Source organism: Georgenia yuyongxinii (genome assembly GCF_006352065.1).
GTDB classification, from domain to species: domain Bacteria; phylum Actinomycetota; class Actinomycetes; order Actinomycetales; family Actinomycetaceae; genus Georgenia; species Georgenia yuyongxinii.
In genome coordinates this window covers 2,544,667-2,563,364 of sequence record NZ_CP040915.1, presented here as the reverse complement: position 1 = coordinate 2,563,364, position 18,698 = coordinate 2,544,667, and the positions used below count along the sequence as shown (strand labels likewise).

Sequence of the window (18,698 nt, the reverse complement as noted above, 5' to 3'; positions counted from 1 at the left end):
TGCCGGCGGCCATCCTTGCCGGTTCAAACGGTGCCGGGCAAGGCGCCCGCAAACCCACGCCACGAGCGGCGGACGACGACGGCTGAAATTGCTGGCGTCTCCGGGGCCGGCCTGGGACGATCCGGGCATGAACCGGTCCAGCGCCCCACCCGCCGGCGCCGCCGGCGACGACGACCTCGGCGCCTTCCTCACCGCCTTCAACCGCCTCGCCGAGCTCGCCTCGAGTCACGTCCACGAATACCGCGCCGGCACCCGCGAGCCGCTCGTGCCGGTCCTCGAGGAGCACCTGGGCGTCGACCCGTGCAGCCTGCCGGTCCTGACCGAGATCCTCAGCCCATTCCGCGCCGCGGACGCCGACGTCGCCCTGGAGCACGTCATCGCCGCCCACGGCGGTGGCACGCTCATCGGGATCGGCGGGGGAGACCAGCGCTGGCACTCCGGCCTGTCCGAGATCCTTCAGTCGGCCGGGCACTACGGGCAGTTCCCGGTGGGCCCGGTGGACTACCACACCGTGCCAGTGGGGCCCGACGCCGAGCGGGCGTGCGTGAGCTTCGGGCTGCACCTGTTCATGTTCGACGACGGCACGCACGGCCGCCGACCCGTCGCGGTGCTGCAGCGTGCGGCCAAGCCGAACTACGGCGGGATGCCGCAGCTCGAGGTGATCGCGCCGGCGGACGGCCTCGCCGCCGCCGTCCTCGCCGAGGTCCGGGAGGCGATGAACGCGCGCAGCGTGCTGCGCGGACAGGTGGTCACGTTCGCCGCCTCGCAGTTCGAGCCCGGCACGGGTGGTGTGACGTTCGTGCGGCGTCCGGACGTCGGTGCAGCGGACGTCGTTCTCCCGGCCGGCTTGCTCGGGCGGGTGGAGCGGCACGTGCTCGGTATTGCGCGGCACCGCGCCGCGCTCGTGGCGGCCGGTCAGCACCTCAAGCGCGGGGTGCTGCTCTACGGTCCGCCCGGCACGGGCAAGACGCACACCGTGCGTTACCTCGTGGGCGCGGCGCAGGACGCGACGGTCATCCTGCTCTCCGGCATGTCCCTGCAGCTGGTCTCGCAGGCGGCGGACGCGGCGCGGGCGCTCCAGCCGGCGATCGTGGTGCTCGAGGACTGCGACCTGGTCGCTGAGGAGCGCAGCCACCGCACCTCATCCCCGCTGCTCTTCGAGGTGCTCGACGCCCTCGACGGGCTCGCTCCCGACGCCGACGTCGTCTTCCTCCTGACCACCAACCGCGCCGACATCCTCGAGCCGGCCCTCGCCCAGCGGCCGGGGCGGGTGGACCTCGCGGTGGAGATCCCGCTGCCGGACGCCGAGGCCCGGCGCGCCCTGCTGACGCTGTACGCCGGGGACCTGCCGTTCTCGGCGGCGGTCTTGGACGAGGTCGCCGCGACCGCGGCGGGCACCACCGCCTCGTTCGTCAAGGAGCTGGTGCGCCGCGCCGTGCTGCGCGCCGTCGAGCGAGGGGAGGCCGGGACCGTGGGGGACGAGGACCTGCGCAGCTCCGTGGCCGAGATGATGGCCGACGGCGGGGCGCTGACCCGGGTGCTGCTCGGTGGCGCGCCGGAGGGGCCGGCCGGTAGTTCGACCGCTGGCGGCGGCGGGTTCGGGTGGACCGCGGTGCCCGGGCTCGCCCCAAGGTAGCCGGCGGGCTAACACGACCGCCGCGCCGGGTCGCGGCGGAGGCGGCGACCCGGATGGCGCCACGAAGTCCCCCCAAATCGCCGGGACAGAGCAGGCGCCACCTGCGATGTTGTGCGCGAAAGCGGAGTTTGTGACGCGATCGCGGTCGAGAGGTCAGCGGGCGCCGGCGCCGACCCTCGCGGGCGCGGGCGACTCCTCCCGCGCCGACGAGCCCGGCGCGGAACCCGTGCCGCTCGGGCGTGCGGGCTTCGGCCGATGCGCCACCCACATCGCCATGGCGACCAGGGTCAACGCCCCGACGAAGTTCCCTACCAGGGCCGGGATCTGGTTCCACAGCCACCAGTCGCCGAAGCCGATCGGGGCGCCGATCAGCATGGCACCCGGAATCACGAAGAGGTTGACCACGCCGTGCTCGAAACCCAGCGCGAAGAACGTCATCACCGGCAGCCACATCGCGGCGATCTTGCCGCCGGTGGACGTGGAGGTCAGCCCCATCACCACACCGGTGCCGACCAGCCAGTTGCACAGCACGCCCTTGACAAGGACGAGCACGATGCCGGCGCCGCCGAGCACCCGGTAGTCGAGGGTCTTGTGCACCGCGAGGTCCACCAGCGCCTGGGCCACCGGGGCCTCCGGCGTCGTCCACATCTGGGTGGCGACGGCGGCGAACAGTACCCCGTAGAGCAGGCCCCCGATCAGGTGGCCGACGATCACCCACCAGAACGCGCGCAGCATCTCCACAACCGTCGCGCGGCGCTCGAGGACGGCGAGCGGCACGACGGCGAAGGAGCCGGTGACCATCTCGAAGCCGAGCAGCAGCACGATGACGAACCCGACCGGGAAGAGCAGCGCCCCGACCACCGGCACACCGGTCTGCACCGACGCGGTCAGCGCGAGCGTGGTGGCCACACCGAGGAACATGCCGCCGACGGTGCCGCGCAGCACCAGCTGCCCCCGACCAAGATGGGCCTTCTTGGCGCCCATCGCGACCATGGAGTCGACGATCTCGGGGGGCTGGACGTTGGACATGCCTCTCCTCGGCCTGGGTGTCGGGACGGCCCCACCGTAGGCCCGCCTCCCGCGCCCGCAGCCGGGACCATGGCCCGGTTTTGGCTGTGCCATCTGCCACGTCGGGGCCGGCTGCGCAAACCCACGTCGTGCCGCTGCGCACGCCCTGCGTCGCGGGCCGCGGCGCGCCGAGCACCTCAGCCGGCAGCCCGGCCGAGCTCCTCCCGAAGCCTGGCCCGCAGGTCCGCCGGCGTGACGCCGAGCCGCCGCAGGGTCCGGGCGGTGGGGGTCTTGTCGTCGGGGATGAGGCCGAGGACGAGGTGCTCGGCACCGATGTAGCCGTGCCCCAGCGCGAGCGCCTGCCGCAAGGACTGCTCCAGCCCCTTGCGGGCGCTCGCGGTGAACGGAATGTGACCTCCCGACTTGCGCCGCAGGAACCCGCGACGGCGGTGCCGCGGCTGATCCAGCGCCCCGCGCCCGAAGGCGGACTCCGCCTGGCGGCGGACAGCCTCGAGGTCGATGCCGATACTGGCGAGCGCGTCCGCGTCGGCGTGCCCGAGGACGGCCAGCTCGTGCTCGAGGGCGGCCCGGTCCACGCCGAGGTCCCGCAGCACCCGGGCCGGGACGCCGTCGTCCGCGGCGAGGACGCCCAGGAGGACGTGCTCGCCGCCGATGTGGTCGTGACCCAGCCGTCGGGCCTGCACCTGGGCCTGCACGACGGCGGTGCGCGCCTCGTCGGTGAACCGCTCGAACATCACTGCCTCCCGCTCGTGCCGGGGACGATCCGCCCGGCGTGCTTCTTGTGGACCGCCTGCTTGGAGACCCCGATGACCGCGGCGATCTCCGCCCAGGACCAGCCGTGCTCCCGGGCGTTGCGCACCTGCAGGTCCTCGAGCTGTTCGACCAGCCGGCGCAGCGCCGCAACGGCGCGTAGGCCCACGTCCGGGTCGTTGCTCGTACCACCGGCGACGAGGTCGCTCTCCTTGCTCACGGTCGTCAGCCTAGGTTGACAAAGTAACATCGTCAACCTTTGTTGCCGATCCTGGAACCGCGTGGAGGCGCCCGGGCGCTGAAGGCCGCTGAAGGCCAAGCACGCCGCCATGTGGGCGCTCGGCGACTACGCCTCCGTGGCCAGCGAGGTCATCCCGAACCTGGGCCGTTCGCTGGTCGCGGCCGCGGGGGGTGCAACCCGGCACCGGGTGCTCGACGTCGCGACCGGTACCGGCTACGCGCCGGCCATCTGCGCCGCGCGTGACGGCGCTGACGTCGTGGCGCTCCCATGGCTTGTGAGGCCGGCCGGACGATGCGCGGGCTTGCGCGAGCGTTCGACCCCGTTCGGCGTCACAGTAGAAGCACCACGGTGACCGGGGAGCGATCATGCGAGCGAATCTTGGAGACCACATCGTCCTGGCGGCGGGGCGCGTCGGGGAGGCGGTCCGCGACGGCGAGATTCTCGAGGTGAAGGGCGTGGACGGCGCACCGCCCTACAAGGTGCGCTGGAGCGACGGGCGGGAGGGGATCGTCTTTCCCGGACCGGACGCCGAGCTGCGAGGGGCCGACGCGGCGGCGGGCGGCGGTGCCGCAGGGCGGTCCACGACCGAGCCGATCCACGAGTGGCAGGTGCGGGTGTCCATCTTCGAGTCCGGTGACGAGACGACCGCCAAGGTCGCCCTCATCTCCGACTCGATCTTCGGTCTCAACGCGAGCGGCGGCAGCCGGCGTCACGAGGGTGACCCGACCGTGCGGCGGATCGGTGACGAGATCGCCGTCGCGCGGGCGCTGCGTCATCTGGCGGACCAGATGCTGGCCATGGCCGGGCACGACGTCGAGGGCGCCACCGGTGAGCCGGGCGTCCACATCCGCCCGGAGTGACCCACAAGTTGCGCGCGAGATGTCATCTTCTCCGTGAGATGTCATGACATCTCACGGAGAAGATGACATCTCACGAGATGGGGTGAAGGCGGCCGTCCACGTCGCCGCGCACCCACGCGCGAACGACGTCGTTGAACAGCTCGACGGCCTCGATACTCCACGCGTGGTGCATGCCCGGCGCGACCCGGCACACCGCCTGCGGGACGGCACGGCGCAGCTCGGGGAAGGAGCGGCGAACCCAGGCCGATTCCTTCTCGCCCGCGATGGCCAGCAGCCGGCCCTGGTAGGCCGCCAGCCCGGCTGGCACGCCGCCCGCGAAGACCTCGCGCATCATGCGCACCGCGTTGTCCTTGGTGACGCTCAGGCCGTGCTCGACGAATAGCTCCCGGTCCTCCGCCGGCAGGCCGAAGGCGCGGGACTGAAGCTGCCAGAACCACCGCTTGTCCCACAGACCTAGCTGGAGCTCGCTGAGGAAGCGGGTCACCCCGTGGATGCCGGTGAGCGGGACGCCGGTGATCATCGCCGAGTCGACCACCTCGGGATGCCGGGCGAGCAGGTGAGCCGTCACGACACCGCCGAGGGAGAGGCCGACGACGTGGGCTCGGCCGTCGATGGCGCGTTCGGCGATCGTGGTGGCGACATCGTCCGCCGTCGCCGCGAGGGACGTCCACCGCTCGCCGGCGCGGGCGCCGAAGCCGGGCAGATGCGGGGTGAGCACGTGGTGCTCGGCCAGGCCCTTCACCTGCGGGTCCCACATCCAGTTCGCCACGTTGCCGCCGTGCAGCAGCACGATCGTGGCCTCGGCCCGGCCGGCGCCGGCGTGCTCGACGGGGTAGGTCCGGGGCCGGTCGGTGGCGTTGGTGGTCATGGCAGGTCCCTTTCGACGGCGTCGAGCCACTCGAGCTCGGCGCGCGCGTGGGCGAGGCCGTTCTCGAGGGTGGCCGTCCGCAGGTAGGTGGCACGGTGGGTGGTGGGTGGAGCGGACCGCATGGCGGTCAGTGCGGCGAGGAGCTGTGTGGTCTGCGCGCGGCGCTGCGTGAGGAGGGTCCCCACCTCGGCCCGGTCGAGCTCGCCTGCGAAGAAGAGTCGGGCGAGGAAGGGGTCCCGGTCGGCGTGCAGCGGCAGGGGAGAGGCGAGCCACTCCCGGAGGGCAGCGCGCCCGGCGTCGGTGATGCGGTGCTCCTGACGGTCGGGCCGGCCCTGCTGCGGGATCACCTCGACGGTCGCGTACCCGTCCGTCACCAGGGTGGCGAGCGCCCGGTAGACCTGGGCCTTGTCGGCGGCCCAGAAGTGCCTGATGCTCGAGTCGACGTGCTTCTTCACGTCGTAGCCGGTCATCGGTGCCAGGGTGAGAAGGCCGAGGATCAAACGGGTGAGGACCACGCGGGTTAGTAGACAAGACACCTAGTCGACTTGTCAACCATAAGGGTCGGTCCTGTGTCAGTCCGCGCCCGACGGCGGAGCCTCGTGCTCCCTCCGAGTCGCCGCGTACCAGGTCTCGCCGACCGGTTCGCCGGCCATGTTCCAGCTCCACGAGACGGTGGGTGTGACGCGCAGGAACACACCCGGGCCGACCATGCCCACCCGCTCGACCGGGCCGTCGGCCACCCCGTACACACGGATGCTGCGGGCGACGAACGGGTCGAAGGAGACCATGTCGTCGACGATGATCGCGACGTTGGTCCGGCCGGCCGCCACGTTGCGGAACTTGCGCGTCGTGAGCACCGAGCCGCCGACCCCGCCCACCCAGAAGAAGGTGCCGTCGAACTCGAGGGCGACCGGGACGACGTCGGGCTGGTCGTCCACGCCCATCGTCGCGATCCGGCCGAACGGCTGGGATCGCAGGTAGGCGACCTCATCCTCTCTGAACATGTCCTCCAGCATCGCACGCCCGATCTCGACGAACGGTGCCCCGCCGCCGCGCGGTCCGGGAGAGGCCTCGGCGCGCGCGACGGGACCGCGTGGGTCATCCTGGAAAACCCCCACGGCGGGCGCGGTGGCCCGCCGACGACCTCGAGGAGTTGCGATGACCACGAAGGTGGAGAAGTCGATCCTGGTGAACGTGCCGGCGGCGATGGCGTACAACCAGTGGACCCAGTTCGAGGACTTCCCGCAGTTCATGGGCGGGGTCAAGAGCGTGACCCAGCTCAGTGACGACCGCCTGGAGTGGGTGGCCGAGATCGCCGGCGTCAAGCGCCGGTGGGAGGCCCGAATCCTTGAGCAGGTGCCGGACAGGAAGGTGGCCTGGGCCGCGACGGAGGGGGCCACCAACGCCGGTGCCGTCACCTTCGAAGACGTCGGTGGCGGGCAGACGGCCGTCCACCTCACGCTGGAGTACGAGCCCGAGGGGCTGGTCGAGAAGGTGGGCGACGCCCTCAACATCGTCGAGAAGCAGGCCGAGGGCGACCTCGGGCGGTTCAAGGCCTTCATCGAGTCCGAGGGGTACGCGACCGGCGCGTGGCGCGGCTCCGTCAACGAGGGCGCCGGCGTCGGTACACCGGGCGTCGAGGCTGCGGCCGGGACCGAGGGCGACAAGGGCAAGGCCGGCATCTCCGGCAAGGCCGCCGCGCTCGGCGTCGGTGCCGTCGCAGCCGGCGTGGCCGCCGCTGCGGCGCTGAGCGGGTCCAAGGACGACGAGGACGACGTCGCCGACACGACCATCACGCCGGTCGAGCCGGTCGTCCCGGTCACGCCTGTCGTGCCGGTCACGCCGGTCGAGCCGGTTCCCGGGACTCGGGCGGCCGAGCCCTACATGACCGACGAGGACAAGAACGTCTGACACCCTCCACGGGGCGGGCGCGGAATACCCCGCGCCCGCCCCGGTTGTCCTCTCCGTACCGGACGGCGGTCGATTTAGGGACGGACAGACATGGCGGACACGACGGCGGGGGATAGCTCGCGCAAGCGGATCGGGTTTCTCTCGTTCGGGCACTACCAGGCCGCCGCGGGCTCACACACCCGCTCCGCGGCCGACGCCCTGCTGCAGACGATCGAGCTCGCCGTCGCCGCGGAGGAGCTGGGTGTCGACGGCGCTTACGTGCGGGTGCACCACTTCGCCCGGCAGCTCGCGTCGCCGATCCCGCTGCTCGCCGCCATCGGGGCCCGCACATCACGCATCGAGATCGGCACCGGCGTGATCGACATGCGGTACGAGAACCCGCTCTACATGGCCGAGAGCGCCGCCGCCGCCGACCTGATCGCAGGCGGCCGCCTGCAGCTGGGGATCAGCCGCGGCTCGCCGGAGCAGGTGATCGAGGGCTACCGGTACTTCGGCTATCATCCCGCCGAAGGGCAGAGCGACGCCGACATGGCCAGGCAACACACCGACGTCCTCCTTCGCGCCGTCGAGGGGGCGCGGTTCGCCGAACCGAACCCGCGGCCGATGTTCCCCAACCCGCCCGGGCCGCTCGGGATCGAGCCACAGTCGCCAGGGCTGCGCGACCGGCTCTGGTGGGGCTCCGGCACCCGCGCCACCGCCCGGTGGACCGCCGAGCAGGGCATGAACCTCATGAGCTCGACCCTGCTCACCGAGGACACCGGGGTGCCGTTCGACGAGCTCCAGGCCGAGCAGATCGAGGTCTTCCGGCAGGCGTGGCGGGAGGCGGGCTGGCAGCGCGAGCCACGCGTGTCGGTGTCCCGCAGCGTCATCCCGCTCACCACCGACCTGGACCGCGCCTACTTCGGCGGGCGCGAGGACGAGCGGCACGACCAGGTGGGGATCCTCGAGGGGGTCCGGGCCAGGTTCGGCAAGAGCTACACGGGGGAGCCAGACGTTCTCGCCGAGGAGCTGGCGCAGGACGCCGCCGTGCAGGCCGCCGACACGGTGCTGCTCACCGTGCCGAACCAGCTCGGCGTCGACTACAACCTCCACCTGCTCGAGAGCATCGCCGCGCACGTGGCCCCCGCGATCGGGTGGTCGCCTGCACTGGAGGGGAAGTGAGGGTCCTGCTTGCCGGTGCGACCGGCGTGATCGGCCGACCGCTCGTCGAGCGGCTGCACGCGGCCGGGCACGATGTTGTCGGGCTCACGCGGTCCGAGGCCGGGGCCCAGCGGCTCCGGGACGCCGGGGCGAAGGCTGTCGTCGCCGACATCCTCGACCACGACCGACTGCTGCGGGCGCTCGACGGCGTGCGCGCGGACGCCGTCGTCCACGAGGGCACGGCGCTGGCGCGGATGCCGATGGCTCACCGCGACCTGTACCCCACCGACCGCCTGCGCACCCGCGGCACAGCCAACCTCCTCCAGGCGGCTCGGCAGGTCGGCGCTGGGCGGTTCGTGACCCAGTCCTTCCTGTACGTCTACGGCTTCGTCGACCACGGCGCGGAGCCGCTCACCGAGGACGCGCCGCTCGGCGCCGCCGGGGGCGGCAGCTTCGACGTCCACGTCGCCGCCATGCGGGCCAACGAGGAGCACGTCCTCACCGCGCGCGGGCTCGACGGCATCGCCCTGCGCTACGCGTTCTTCTACGGCTCCGAGCCCGGCACGTTCGGCCTGCTCGACATGGCCACGAAGCGCCGGCTGCCGGCACCGGCGCGCGGGACCGCACTGTCCGCCGTCCACGTCGAGGACGCCGCCGCCGCGACCGTGGCCGCCCTCGAGCGCGGCCGCCCGGGCCACGCGTACAACGTCGCCGACGACCACCCGCTGACCTGGACCGAGTACCTCGACGCCTATGCCGCGGCAGCCGGCGCGCCGCCGCCGTGGCGGCTGCCGAACGCCGCGTTCTCCCTCGTCTCGCCCTACCTCGGGGCACTGATGACGCGCGCGAGCATCCGGCTGGACAACACCCTGGCGAAACGGGATCTGGGCTGGTCGCCCGCCTACCCGGACATCCACCAGGGCCTGGCCGCCGTCACCGAGGACTGGCGGCGGGCCCGTGCGCAGGGTGACGCCCAGGCCCGTGCGCAGGCGCGACCCGGCTTGGGCCGGACCTAGGGAGGGGGGCAGTGGACGGGGAGTACGCGCCGAGCACGTCTGCGCGGTCCCGCAAGCAGGTCGCGGAGTTCGAGGCCTCGGGCGGCACGCGGGCGAACACCATGCGCGGCTACCCCATCGTCGTGGTGACGATGCTGGGGGCGCGCAGTGGGAAGGTCCGCAAGGTCCCCCTCATGCGGGTCGAGCACGACGGTCGCTTCCTCGCGGTCGCCTCGCTGGGCGGGGCGCCGCGGCACCCGGAGTGGTACCACAACCTGCGCGCGCACCCGCATGCCCGGGTCCAGGACGGGGCCGACGTCGTCGCTACCACGGCCCGCGAGCTCGACGGCGAGGAGCGGGCGCTCTGGTGGGAGCGGGCGGTGGCTGCGTTTCCGGACTACGCCGCATACCAGCGGCGCACCGCTCGGCAGATCCCGGTGATCTTGCTCGAGCCGGACGGGGGCTGACGCCGCACCGACCCCCGACCCCGCCGAGACGTCAAGTTCTCCGTGAGATGTCATCTGCTCCGCGAGGCGTCAGGTTCTCGGCTGAATCATCGCGATCAGCGCGGCGAGACGTCGACCAGCTCGATCCGCACCCGCGCGGTGTCCCCGGGCGCGAGCTGCTCCGCCCGCCGCACGGCCTTCTTGATCGGCAGCACGTAGGTGCGCTTGGCCTTGCTCGGGAAGATCGAGGTGCGCCACACGGTGCCGCCGACCGCGACCTCGACCCGCACGGACCCGAAGCCGCGGGTGAAGGGCCCGGCGAGCTCGAGGACGTCGTCCGCGACGTCGGGAGGCAGGTCGACGAACGTCCAGCTGTCGGCCTGCCGGGCGTCCCAGATCCACAGCTTGGCGTCGAACTCATACGTCACGCGGGCATGCTCCCCGCCCGGCCTCGACGGGTCAATGTGCGACGGCGGGCGGCCCTCAGCCGGCCGGCACCGCCGGGGCGGCGGGCCCGTCACCGGTGACCCGGCGGTCGTGCAGCGCGACGATCAGCGAGATCAGCAGGCACACGGACACGGCTCCGAACGCGGCGGCGAACGCCGTCGACCAGTTGCCGGCACCGACGACACCGAAGAAGACCGCCGTGATCATCGCGTTGCCGACGGCGGTGCCGATGCGCTCCGCCGTCGACTTCACCCCGCCGGCAGTGCCGCCGTAGGCGGTGGGGACGTTCTCCAGGGCGAGGGTCTGGTTCGCCGAGCCGAGCGCGCCCTGGCCGACGCCGGCGAAGGTCAGCGTCAGGGCCAGCCACCAGAAGCTGATGCCGAACGCCTCGATCAGCAGCACGACGCCCACGCTGAGCACGACGCCGAGAATGACGCAGCCCAGCGCGCCGGCGACGATCGTGCGCCCGCGGGAGAGCGCGCGACGCCCGGCCCAGATGGCGGCGAAGGCGGAGACGATCGCGTTCGGCAAGCCGACGAGGCCGGTCTCGAGCGCGCTGGCCCCCAGGCCGTTCTGCATGTACAGCGCGACCACCACGAAGATCGAGGTCGAGCCGAGGAAGAACGTGCCGGCCACGGCCGTCCCGTTGGAGAACGAGGGGAACGCGAACAGCGAGAGGTCCACCATCGGCGCCCGCCCGCGTGCCTTGTACCTGCGCTCCCAGAGGATCCACAGGACCAGCAGCCCGACGCCGGCCGCGAGCAGCAGCCAGACGAGGCTGCCGCCGTCGGACATGAACGGCAGCATCACGCACAGCACGGCGACCGCGAGGAGCGTGGCCCCGACGGGGTCGAGGTCGACCTTCTGTCGCACGACAGCGGTCGCGCCGTCCGCCGTCGTCCGCGCCCGGCGGGCGAGCTTCGCCGTCTTCCGGGCGGCGCGACGGACCCGTTCCTTGCCGAACGGGAACCAGCACAGGGCGAGGATGCAGCCGAGAAGACCGAGGGGGAAGTTGATGAGGAACGTGGTGCGCCAGCCGGCCTCAGGACCGAACGTGTCGATGATGACGCCCGCCAGGATCGGGCCGACCGCCACGGAGACGGCGACCACGGTGCCGAAGAGGCCGAAGGCCTTCGCGCGCTCCATGCCGCGCCAGTACTGCTGGATCATCCCCATGGTCTGCGGGTTGTACAGGCCCGCGCCGATGCCCTGGGCGAGGCGGGAGATGTTGAGGAACTCCGGGGTCGGCGCCAGGCCGCAGGCGAGCGAGGCGAGGGAGAACACCAGGAGGCCGATCACGAAGAACGTGCCGCGGCCCAGGACGTCCCCGACGCGGCCGGCCGGCACGAGCGTGATCCCGAAGGTCAGCGCGTAGCCGGACAGCACCCACTGCAGGTCGGAGTCCGTGGCGCCGAGGGTGTGCGAGATCGTCGGCAGCGCGACGTTGATCGAGGAGACCGCGACGAGCGCCATCGCGATGGGAATGAGCAGGACGACGAGGATGCGGCTGCGCTTGAAGACGCGGTCGGTCCCGTCCACGCGGATCAGGTTGGGGTCGTCGCTCACGACCCGGTTGTACGCCATCGACCGGTCCAGTTCTAGTCCTGGCAACGCTTTACGGACCGGATGAGACGAGAGTCGCATCCGCGGTCGCGGTCGCTGGACACCGAAGAGATGGGGGCTGTTGGTCGCGGGCGGCCTCCAACTAGGGTCCCTGCATGACTACGAGGAGGATCGCCACCCTCACCGGCTGGTTGATGGTGGTCACCTTCGTGACCTCGATCCCCGCGGCCTTCCTCTACGCCCCCATGCGGGAGAATCCCGCTTCCATCACCGGAGCCGGCGCCGACCCCACCGCGAGCGTGGCGCTGGCCGCTCTGCTCGAGCTGATCCTCATCGTCGCGAACGTCGGCACCGCGGTGGTGCCGTACGTGGTCTTCAAGCGCTACAGCCAGGGCCTCGCCCTGAGCTACGTCGCCGCTCGCCTCATCGAGGCCATGTTCATCGCTATCGGGATCATCGCCGCTCTCGCGTTCGTGTTCATGCGCCAGGAAGGCACGGCCACCGATCCAGGAATTGGCGAGGCTCTCGTCGCCATCTACTGGCAGGCCTTCCTGATCGGGCCGGGCATCTTCGCCGGCGTCGCGAACGGCATGATCCTGGGCTACCTGATGTTCCGGTCCGGGCTGGTGCCTCGAGGCCTGGCGGTGCTCGGACTCATCGGCGGTCCACTGCTCGTCGTCACGGCCGTCGCCATCATGTTCGACGTCATCGAACCCGGATCCCCGCTGCGGACCCTCGCGGTCGCGCCGGAGTTCGTCTGGGAGCTGTCGTTCGGCATCTACCTCATCGTCAAGGGGTTCAAGCCGTCTCCGGTTCTCGCTGGGATAGACGCAGCGCCCGGCGCCCGAGGCGCGAGGTCGTAGACCTTCGGCGCCGCGTGCCCGGGCGAACTGACGCGTGGAATCATGAGGCGACGGTGCGTCGTCGAGGTGTCACCAGGTGCTGGCGCCGCGCAGCACCGCGTCCGAGCCTCCGTCGACGAAGACGACCTGGCCGCACAGGTGGGTGTTCTCCTCACCCGTCAGCCACGCGATCAGGTTGCCGACCACCTCGGGCTTGGCGATGCCGTTGAGCGGCATGGGTACCGTCTTGAGGAGCTCTGTCTTGGCCTCCTCGGTGGCGATCAGGTCCGTGGTCATGGGGGTCTCGATGATCCCGGGGGCGACGGCGTTCAGCGGGATACCGGCACCGGCCCACGCCGGCTCCGGGGCGCGGCTGCGCAGCCACAGGGAGAGGGCGCGCTTGGTGGTGCCGTAGATCTGCGGGGCGCGCTCGTCGGCGGCGAGCTCGGCCGCGCGGGCGACGGCGCTCTCCTCGTCCGCGCCGTCGAGCAGGAGGGACAGCAGCTGCTCGTCCGGCGGGAAGATGGACGCCATCGAGACGACGGCGAGAGCGCGCGGGGCGTGGGAACCGGCGAGCAAGGGCCGCAGCCCCTCGAGCGTCGAGACGGCGCCGTAGTAGTTGACGCGGACCGTGTCCGTGGTGGGCGAGGACAAGCCGGCGCAGGCGACGATCGCGTCGATGCGTCCGTCGGTGCGAGCGGTGACCTGCTCCACCATGGCGGTCCGCCCGGCGGTGGTGGACAGGTCGGCGTCGATGTCCGAACCCCGCAGGTCCACACCCAGGACGCGGTGGCCGCGCCCGGAGAGGATCTCGGCGGTCACGAGCCCGATGCCGGAGGCGGCGCCGGTGACGACGTAGGTACTCATGAGGACCCTTTCGGTAGGGATGGGGTCGAGCACCTCAAAAGTATGTGCGACCGGCGGTATCGGTATCGGACCATGGACCTACCAGCTCGGCGGCCACTCGGCGTCTCTTGTCATCGGACCGCGCGCTCGGCGAAGATGACGCCATGCCGACACTCCTGCAGGTCGACTTCCCGACCGACGGGCCCTGGGGAGAGCAGATGGCCGCCGCCTACGCCGAGCTGGCCGACCTCATCAGCCGGACCCCGGGACTGCGCTGGAAGATCTGGACCGAGCGCGAGGAGGACGGGATCTCGGGCGGCGTCTATCTGTTCGACGACGAACCCTCCGCCCGCGCGTACCTCGCCGAGCACACGGCCAGGTTGAGCTCCTTCGGGATCAGCGACATCCGTGCTCTGGTGCTCGACGTCAACCACGCCCTGACAGCTACGACCCGCGGGCCGTTGTCGGCCTGAGCTGGTGGGCAGGTCCGCCGCACGAGCGGTGACCGACTGTCGGTGAGCCTCGGCGGAGAGCAGGGTGCGCGAACGGCGGGCGCCCATATCTGGACGGGGTGCGGTCCCCGCTCTCGCATTCGGCGCCGATTCTCGTTGACCCGCTCACGGGTGGCGCCATGTGAGCCGGGTGATGTCAAACGCAGCCCGCAGCGGAAAGTTGACGGCGGCCGTGGGTGGAGCGAACTCGGCCAGAAGTCCCGGAAGGAAGTCACTCAGTTCCGGCGGGATCCGGCCGAATATTGAGGACACTGGCACGGCCGTGCGGGATCGCCCTGAGGCCGGCAGTGCCGCCTCAGACATCACCGTTACTGCCCCTGGATCGTCGACGTGAAAAACTCGCCTCACCACATGCCCTTCGACCACCCAGAGAGCCCACCGGCCCCGCACGTCGCGCGCCCGCCTCATGGACGGCCGGTCAGACCGTCTCGACCACGCCGACCCGCCGGTCGGCCGAAGGCACCGCGACCAGCCCGGCCCTGGCTCGTTCCCGCCGTCGTCTTCGGCGCCCTGGCTCTGCTTGGTCTCGTGATCGATGGCCTCTCCGGCGCCTTCCTGATGCTCGGGCTCGGCGCCATCGTGGTCGGGCTGCTCGCCGTGGTGACCGGTCGGTGGCCGCGCTGGGTTCGTGGTCGCAAGGGCGGCGCGGCCGCCCTTGCTGCGGCCTTCGTCCTGACCCTGGCCGGCGGCGCCACGGCCGCCCCGGCGGGAGAGTCCGATTTGGCGCGCCCTGCGGAGGGCGCCTCGGCGACGGCGGAACCCGCCCCGACCCAGACGCGGACGACGCCGTCGCCCACGCCGTCGCCTGCCCCGACACCCATCCCGACGCCGAGCCCGTCTCCGACGGCGGAACCGGCGGCGCCGGACGCTGCGGTGGGCACCGCGCTGGCCGCCGTCGGTGACCTCGAGGTAAAGGGCCGGGCCCCGAAGACCGGCTACGACCGCGACCTGTTCGCCTACCGCCAGTACGACCAGGACCGCAACGGCTGCGACATCCGCAACGACATCCTCCGTCGCGACCTCACCGGGATCTCCATCCAGCCGGGCACCAACGGTTGCGTGGTGCAGACCGGCACCCTCGACGACCCGTACAGCGGCACCGCGATCGCCTTCACCCGTGGGACCGGCACGTCCAACGCTGTCCAGATCGACCACGTCGTGGCGCTCAGCGACGCCTGGCAGAAAGGCGCGCAGTCCTGGGATGCGGCGACGATGCGCGAGTTCGGCAACGACCCGCTCAACCTCCTTGCCGTTGACGGTGGGCTCAACGCCCAGAAGGGCGACGGCGACACCGCCACCTGGCTGCCGCCCAGCGGGGCGTTCCGGTGCGCCTACGTCGCGCGGCAGGTCGCGGTGAAGTCCGAGTACGACCTCTGGGTCACCGGGGCCGAGCGCGATGCGATGGTGCGTGTGCTTTCCGCCTGCCCGGAAGAGCTTCTGCCCGAGCGGACCAACGTGCCGCTGATGCCCGGCGCCGAGCGCGCGTCGGCGCCGGCGGCGCCTGCGCCTGCTCCTAGTCCTGCCCCAGTTCCGGCACCTGCTCCTGCACCCGCTCCGGCCCCTGCGCCCGCGGGTGGCGCCACGGACCCGCGGTTCGGCACCTGTAAGGAGGCCAAGTCGAACGGCTTCGGCCCGTACGTCTCCGGCGTCGACCCCGAGTACGGCTGGTACCGCGACGGCGACAGCGACGGCATCGTCTGCGAGCGCTGACGCCGAGCTCATTCCCCGTCGGGATCGAGCCGTGGGCCGCCGGGCGGAGCCGATCGAGGAAGGAGCGCGGCCTTTCACGCCGTGGCTCGAGGGCTGGCACTCAGAACGGACGGAGCTCCTCCACCAGCTGGTGCATGACGACGTCGAGCACCGGGAGCAGCTGTGGCAGGAGCTCGTAGCGGTGGTCCTCAACAGCCACCGGCCGACGCGAGCCTCACGAGGTCCGCGTGGACGAGCATCGACGTCATCCAGGTCCGGCACGATCGAAAGGCCCTGTCTGCCGCCAGGGGGTCAGTTTTCACCTGCCGTTGACAGGCCCGGCCTGCCGTCCGGACCGAAGCCCGAAGGCGGCACCGGGCTGGCTTCGCGCGGCGTCGCTAGGGCCGGTCCTGCGCTTCTTGTGCTTCTTGGGCATCGCTCTCCTCGGTGGTCGGGCCGACGGGGGTGAAACCGCGATTGAGGATGGCAGGCCAGACCCGCGACGAGTGCCGCTTGCGCACAGCGGGCCTGCCTGTCCCGCTCCTCGAGCTCATAGCCGTGACAGGGCTCCGAACCGCTGGGCCAACGGCGGCTTCTCTGAGACCTGATCCGGTGATGCGGTGATGCGCTGATGTTAGAATGTGTCGCGTGCGCACCACGCTTGATTTAGACGATGCCGTTCTCGCTGCGGTGCGAGCGAAGGCTCGGTCCGAGAACATCTCCTTGGGCCGCGCGGCCTCCGACCTTGTCCGCCAGGGGCTCGCTGCCGGGCGTATCGCGCACCGCGCGGGATTCCCCGTGTTCCAGTCGCCGCCCTCCGGGCACGTCATTACCGACGACCTCGTCGATAGGTTCCGCGACGATGCCGGGCGCTGAGACCACGCGCTTGCTGGACGTGAACGTCCTCGTCGCACTGACGAACCCCACGCACATCCGGCACGAGAGCGCACACCGATGGTTGGCCCGACTTCCAGACTCCGTGCGCTGGGCCACCACACCGATGACCGAGGCCAGCTTCATCAGGCTGATGACGAACCCGGCGGTCGCTGGTCAGGATGTGACGGCCAGCGCCGCCCTAGACGTCCTCGCCCAGATGCGCGACGTTCCCGATCACGTATTTGTGCCGGACGACTCCAGCCTCGCAGTGCCACACATCGACCTGACGGCCCTGGTCGGACATCAGCAGGTGACCGACTTTCACCTCGTCAACCTCGCGGCTGCCACGGGAGCGGTACTGGCCACGTTCGATACGCGGATCGCATCCGCGTTGGCACCGACGGACCGCCACCATGTCGAGACCATCGATGGCGAGACCGCGGCGTACTGACCACGAAACGGCCATCACCGCGTGAGCGACAAGTCGCACCCGCTTCCTGCCGGTGGCAGGCGCGGGAGGGGCGGGACCGGCTCCGCACCCTAGTCCGCAACCGCGCCGTGCCGCCCCGGCCGGTCAGCCAGGCGGCAAGGTCGGCGAGCGGTCCGCGGACCACGAACTCCTCGTCGTCCGGCACTTCGGCCAGCACTCGCCAGGTGTAGTCCGCTTCGTCGGCGACAACCGCGAGCCTGGACATCTCGCCCCGACGATCGAATATGCGCAGGACATTCTCGGCGAGCAACTCGAGCAGGCTCGGCGATGACCGCAGACACCGGGAGCTATTTCCTGCTCTGAGCCGACAGCTGTTCGCCCCAGTACAGCGGCCGCGGCAAAGATGGCGCGGGCACCCGTCACCGCCCGTAGTGGTATCGACAGGCCGCTATGCGGATCTCCTCGCCGACCGTCTTGTAGACCAGCCGGTGCTCGTCGGTGATCCTCCGCGACCAGTAACCCTGAAACCCGTGCTTCAGGGGCTCGGGCTTACCGAGGCCCTCGTTGCCGTTTCTGGCGATGTCCTTGATGACCAGGTTGATTCGCTTGAGGACCCTTCGGTCCTCTGACTGCCACCAGATGTAGTCGGCCCAGGCCAGCTCGTCCCAGACGAGCCTCATTCCTCGATGTCCCGGACGATGCCGGCGCCTCCCTCAAGCCTCTCGATCGAGGTCAGCAGGCGTCGTGCGTTCTCGGGACTGCGGAGGAGGTAGGCGGTCTCCTTGAGCGACTCGTAGTCGTCGAGGGAGACGATGACCACGGGATCGTGACCCGCTCGTGTAATGACCACTTCCTCGCGGTTGTCCACGACGGAGTTGAGCGTCTCCGCATACTTCGCACGGGACTCCGAGTAGGACATCGTGCGCATGAGCCCATTCTCCCTCCGCCAACGTACGTAAAAGTGTACGTCGCCGCTCGGGTGTCGAGCAACGGCCGGCAATGCGGCTGCGGTCATTGACGCGAGGGGGCTGCGGCGGCGGGTGGCGTCAGACCCGTCAGCCGTGCTTGTCCCGTCCCTGATAAGTTCAGTTGTCTTCTCGAGTGGCCCTTGCTGAGCGGGCACGGATCCGGCGGGGGCCGGGACCGAGCTGTCGGGAGGTCGACATGGACGTCGAGATCGGGATCTCCGCGCCGCCGTCGGCGGTGTGGAACGTGCTGGCGCACCCCACGCGGTGGCCGCCGTGGACGGCCTCGATGACGTCGGTCGAGCCACTCGGACAGCCGGAGCTGGGGCCGGGCGCCCGGGTGCGCATCCGTCAGCCGCGGCTGCCTGCCCTGGAGTGGCAGGTCATCGCGTGGCAGCCCGGGAGCTCCTTCACGTGGGCGGCGAAGTCCGGCGGAGTGACGACGGTGGCCACGCACACAGTCCTGCCCGCCGGTGCGGACCGGAGCAGGCTGGTGCTTGGCGTGAGTCAACACGGGCTCCTCGCCCCGCTCGTCAGGGCGGCCACCGGTCGGCTCACGCGCCGCTATCTCGAGATGGAGGCGGCCGGGCACAAGGCCGCGGCCGAGGCCGGCCCCATTGCGTGAGCAGGCCCGCCGTCGTCCGAGCAGGAA

23 protein-coding genes and 1 pseudogene are annotated in these 18,698 nt (G+C 71.2%); 12 read left to right on the top strand and 12 right to left on the bottom strand.

Translation table 11 applies throughout. From position 1 onward, the window contains the following. Nucleotides 1-127: 127 nt before the first annotated feature. Entirely contained in the window at nucleotides 128-1,636 is a 1,509-nt protein-coding gene (locus FE374_RS11700; protein ID WP_139929271.1) for an AAA family ATPase, read from the top strand. Between the two features lie 153 nt (nucleotides 1,637-1,789). Here the strand turns inward: FE374_RS11700 and FE374_RS11695 are convergent, their stop codons facing one another. From FE374_RS11695 to FE374_RS11685, 3 genes are all read right to left on the bottom strand, one after another. Further along, complete coding sequence (locus tag FE374_RS11695) at nucleotides 1,790-2,665, bottom strand: formate/nitrite transporter family protein (RefSeq protein WP_139929269.1); 876 nt, start codon at nucleotides 2,663-2,665, stop codon at nucleotides 1,790-1,792. 176 nt (nucleotides 2,666-2,841) lie between these two features. After that, entirely contained in the window at nucleotides 2,842-3,399 is a 558-nt protein-coding gene (locus tag FE374_RS11690; protein ID WP_139929267.1) for a Clp protease N-terminal domain-containing protein, read from the bottom strand. Further along, nucleotides 3,399-3,635 (bottom strand): RNA polymerase sigma factor sigma-70 region 4 domain-containing protein, encoded by a 237-nt coding sequence (locus FE374_RS11685; RefSeq protein WP_139929265.1) that lies wholly within the window; start codon nucleotides 3,633-3,635, stop codon nucleotides 3,399-3,401. Before FE374_RS11685 ends, FE374_RS11690 begins: the two co-directional genes overlap by 1 nt. Nucleotides 3,636-4,021: 386 nt before the next feature. On the opposite strand from FE374_RS11685, the gene FE374_RS11680 reads away from it, so the two are divergent. Further along, nucleotides 4,022-4,516 (top strand): DUF1918 domain-containing protein, encoded by a 495-nt coding sequence (locus FE374_RS11680; protein WP_139929263.1) that lies wholly within the window; start codon nucleotides 4,022-4,024, stop codon nucleotides 4,514-4,516. A 70-nt stretch (nucleotides 4,517-4,586) separates the two neighbouring features. Here FE374_RS11680 and FE374_RS11675 read toward each other — a convergent pair whose 3' ends face one another. From FE374_RS11675 to FE374_RS11665, 3 genes are read right to left on the bottom strand one after another with little or no spacing between them, the layout of a single operon-like run. Beyond that, the gene (locus FE374_RS11675) at nucleotides 4,587-5,384 is read right to left on the bottom strand and encodes an alpha/beta fold hydrolase (RefSeq protein ID WP_139929260.1); all 798 of its coding nucleotides are present in this window, start codon (nucleotides 5,382-5,384) and stop codon (nucleotides 4,587-4,589) included. After that, complete coding sequence (locus FE374_RS11670) at nucleotides 5,381-5,899, bottom strand: PadR family transcriptional regulator (protein WP_139929258.1); 519 nt, start codon at nucleotides 5,897-5,899, stop codon at nucleotides 5,381-5,383. Before FE374_RS11670 ends, FE374_RS11675 begins: the two co-directional genes overlap by 4 nt. A gap of 57 nt (nucleotides 5,900-5,956) precedes the next feature. Further along, a complete protein-coding gene (locus FE374_RS11665; RefSeq protein WP_139929255.1) occupies nucleotides 5,957-6,388 on the bottom strand; it encodes a PPOX class F420-dependent oxidoreductase in 432 nt (143 codons plus the stop codon). 154 nt (nucleotides 6,389-6,542) lie between these two features. Here FE374_RS11665 and FE374_RS11660 point away from each other — a divergent pair, with 154 nt between their 5' ends. The 4 genes from FE374_RS11660 (at nucleotide 6,543) to FE374_RS11645 (ending at nucleotide 9,897) form a co-directional block, all read left to right on the top strand. Then, the gene (locus FE374_RS11660) at nucleotides 6,543-7,295 is read left to right on the top strand and encodes an SRPBCC family protein (protein ID WP_139929253.1); all 753 of its coding nucleotides are present in this window, start codon (nucleotides 6,543-6,545) and stop codon (nucleotides 7,293-7,295) included. Between the two features lie 90 nt (nucleotides 7,296-7,385). After that, nucleotides 7,386-8,456 (top strand): LLM class flavin-dependent oxidoreductase, encoded by a 1,071-nt coding sequence (locus FE374_RS11655; RefSeq protein WP_139929251.1) that lies wholly within the window; start codon nucleotides 7,386-7,388, stop codon nucleotides 8,454-8,456. Beyond that, nucleotides 8,453-9,451, top strand: coding sequence for an NAD-dependent epimerase/dehydratase family protein (locus FE374_RS11650; protein ID WP_139929249.1), 999 nt, complete (start codon nucleotides 8,453-8,455; stop codon nucleotides 9,449-9,451). Before FE374_RS11655 ends, FE374_RS11650 begins: the two co-directional genes overlap by 4 nt. Nucleotides 9,452-9,462: 11 nt before the next feature. Further along, on the top strand, nucleotides 9,463-9,897 hold the full coding sequence (locus tag FE374_RS11645; RefSeq protein ID WP_139929247.1) for a nitroreductase family deazaflavin-dependent oxidoreductase: 435 nt from the start codon (nucleotides 9,463-9,465) through the stop codon (nucleotides 9,895-9,897). A gap of 95 nt (nucleotides 9,898-9,992) precedes the next feature. Here the strand turns inward: FE374_RS11645 and FE374_RS11640 are convergent, their stop codons facing one another. Together FE374_RS11640 and FE374_RS11635 are read right to left on the bottom strand one after the other, a co-directional pair. After that, the gene (locus FE374_RS11640) at nucleotides 9,993-10,304 is read right to left on the bottom strand and encodes a DUF1905 domain-containing protein (protein ID WP_139929245.1); all 312 of its coding nucleotides are present in this window, start codon (nucleotides 10,302-10,304) and stop codon (nucleotides 9,993-9,995) included. Nucleotides 10,305-10,359: 55 nt separating this feature from the next. Next, complete coding sequence (locus FE374_RS11635; RefSeq protein ID WP_230978277.1) at nucleotides 10,360-11,889, bottom strand: MFS transporter; 1,530 nt, start codon at nucleotides 11,887-11,889, stop codon at nucleotides 10,360-10,362. 152 nt (nucleotides 11,890-12,041) lie between these two features. Here FE374_RS11635 and FE374_RS11630 point away from each other — a divergent pair, with 152 nt between their 5' ends. Beyond that, complete coding sequence (locus FE374_RS11630; protein WP_139929241.1) at nucleotides 12,042-12,749, top strand: DUF4386 domain-containing protein; 708 nt, start codon at nucleotides 12,042-12,044, stop codon at nucleotides 12,747-12,749. 69 nt (nucleotides 12,750-12,818) lie between these two features. On the opposite strand, the gene FE374_RS11625 is transcribed toward FE374_RS11630, so the two are convergent. Then, nucleotides 12,819-13,595, bottom strand: coding sequence for an SDR family oxidoreductase (locus tag FE374_RS11625; RefSeq protein ID WP_139929239.1), 777 nt, complete (start codon nucleotides 13,593-13,595; stop codon nucleotides 12,819-12,821). A gap of 143 nt (nucleotides 13,596-13,738) precedes the next feature. On the opposite strand from FE374_RS11625, the gene FE374_RS11620 reads away from it, so the two are divergent. After that, the gene (locus FE374_RS11620; RefSeq protein WP_139929238.1) at nucleotides 13,739-14,047 is read left to right on the top strand and encodes a monooxygenase; all 309 of its coding nucleotides are present in this window, start codon (nucleotides 13,739-13,741) and stop codon (nucleotides 14,045-14,047) included. Between the two features lie 74 nt (nucleotides 14,048-14,121). Here FE374_RS11620 and FE374_RS20320 read toward each other — a convergent pair. Next, a pseudogene (locus tag FE374_RS20320) lies at nucleotides 14,122-14,301 on the bottom strand (antitoxin MazE-like protein); the annotation flags it as partial. A gap of 313 nt (nucleotides 14,302-14,614) precedes the next feature. On the opposite strand from FE374_RS20320, the gene FE374_RS11610 reads away from it, so the two are divergent. From FE374_RS11610 to FE374_RS11600, 3 genes are all read left to right on the top strand, one after another. Continuing rightward, nucleotides 14,615-15,796 (top strand): GmrSD restriction endonuclease domain-containing protein, encoded by a 1,182-nt coding sequence (locus FE374_RS11610; protein ID WP_230978276.1) that lies wholly within the window; start codon nucleotides 14,615-14,617, stop codon nucleotides 15,794-15,796. Nucleotides 15,797-16,423: 627 nt separating this feature from the next. Further along, the gene (locus FE374_RS11605) at nucleotides 16,424-16,651 is read left to right on the top strand and encodes a DUF2191 domain-containing protein (protein ID WP_139929236.1); all 228 of its coding nucleotides are present in this window, start codon (nucleotides 16,424-16,426) and stop codon (nucleotides 16,649-16,651) included. Next, complete coding sequence (locus FE374_RS11600; RefSeq protein WP_139929234.1) at nucleotides 16,638-17,102, top strand: TA system VapC family ribonuclease toxin; 465 nt, start codon at nucleotides 16,638-16,640, stop codon at nucleotides 17,100-17,102. The genes FE374_RS11605 and FE374_RS11600 overlap by 14 nt, the downstream gene beginning before the upstream one ends. A gap of 398 nt (nucleotides 17,103-17,500) precedes the next feature. Here FE374_RS11600 and FE374_RS11595 read toward each other — a convergent pair whose 3' ends face one another. Further along, complete coding sequence (locus FE374_RS11595; protein ID WP_139929232.1) at nucleotides 17,501-17,761, bottom strand: Txe/YoeB family addiction module toxin; 261 nt, start codon at nucleotides 17,759-17,761, stop codon at nucleotides 17,501-17,503. Continuing rightward, nucleotides 17,758-18,009, bottom strand: a complete 252-nt coding sequence (locus tag FE374_RS11590; protein WP_139929230.1) for a type II toxin-antitoxin system Phd/YefM family antitoxin — start codon at nucleotides 18,007-18,009, stop codon at nucleotides 17,758-17,760. The genes FE374_RS11595 and FE374_RS11590 overlap by 4 nt, the downstream gene beginning before the upstream one ends. A gap of 236 nt (nucleotides 18,010-18,245) precedes the next feature. Between FE374_RS11590 and FE374_RS11585 the strand changes: the two genes are divergently transcribed. Continuing rightward, a complete protein-coding gene (locus FE374_RS11585; protein ID WP_139929228.1) occupies nucleotides 18,246-18,671 on the top strand; it encodes an SRPBCC family protein in 426 nt (141 codons plus the stop codon). Nucleotides 18,672-18,698 lie beyond the last annotated feature (27 nt).

What these genes read in the sequence shown, in the direction of transcription:
- FE374_RS11595 (WP_139929232.1), bottom strand. Translation starts at nt 17,761, where the DNA reads ATGAGGCTCGTCTGGGACGAGCTGGCCTGGGCCGACTACATCTGGTGG.
- FE374_RS11700 (WP_139929271.1), top strand. Translation starts at nt 128, where the DNA reads ATGAACCGGTCCAGCGCCCCACCCGCCGGCGCCGCCGGCGACGACGAC.
- FE374_RS11600 (WP_139929234.1), top strand. Translation starts at nt 16,638, where the DNA reads ATGCCGGGCGCTGAGACCACGCGCTTGCTGGACGTGAACGTCCTCGTC.
- FE374_RS11630 (WP_139929241.1), top strand. Translation starts at nt 12,042, where the DNA reads ATGACTACGAGGAGGATCGCCACCCTCACCGGCTGGTTGATGGTGGTC.
- FE374_RS11625 (WP_139929239.1), bottom strand. Translation starts at nt 13,595, where the DNA reads ATGAGTACCTACGTCGTCACCGGCGCCGCCTCCGGCATCGGGCTCGTG.
- FE374_RS11665 (WP_139929255.1), bottom strand. Translation starts at nt 6,388, where the DNA reads ATGTTCAGAGAGGATGAGGTCGCCTACCTGCGATCCCAGCCGTTCGGC.
- FE374_RS11695 (WP_139929269.1), bottom strand. Translation starts at nt 2,665, where the DNA reads ATGTCCAACGTCCAGCCCCCCGAGATCGTCGACTCCATGGTCGCGATG.
- FE374_RS11660 (WP_139929253.1), top strand. Translation starts at nt 6,543, where the DNA reads ATGACCACGAAGGTGGAGAAGTCGATCCTGGTGAACGTGCCGGCGGCG.
- FE374_RS11655 (WP_139929251.1), top strand. Translation starts at nt 7,386, where the DNA reads ATGGCGGACACGACGGCGGGGGATAGCTCGCGCAAGCGGATCGGGTTT.
- FE374_RS11675 (WP_139929260.1), bottom strand. Translation starts at nt 5,384, where the DNA reads ATGACCACCAACGCCACCGACCGGCCCCGGACCTACCCCGTCGAGCAC.
- FE374_RS11590 (WP_139929230.1), bottom strand. Translation starts at nt 18,009, where the DNA reads ATGCGCACGATGTCCTACTCGGAGTCCCGTGCGAAGTATGCGGAGACG.
- FE374_RS11585 (WP_139929228.1), top strand. Translation starts at nt 18,246, where the DNA reads ATGGACGTCGAGATCGGGATCTCCGCGCCGCCGTCGGCGGTGTGGAAC.
- FE374_RS11620 (WP_139929238.1), top strand. Translation starts at nt 13,739, where the DNA reads ATGCCGACACTCCTGCAGGTCGACTTCCCGACCGACGGGCCCTGGGGA.
- FE374_RS11680 (WP_139929263.1), top strand. Translation starts at nt 4,022, where the DNA reads ATGCGAGCGAATCTTGGAGACCACATCGTCCTGGCGGCGGGGCGCGTC.
- FE374_RS11690 (WP_139929267.1), bottom strand. Translation starts at nt 3,399, where the DNA reads ATGTTCGAGCGGTTCACCGACGAGGCGCGCACCGCCGTCGTGCAGGCC.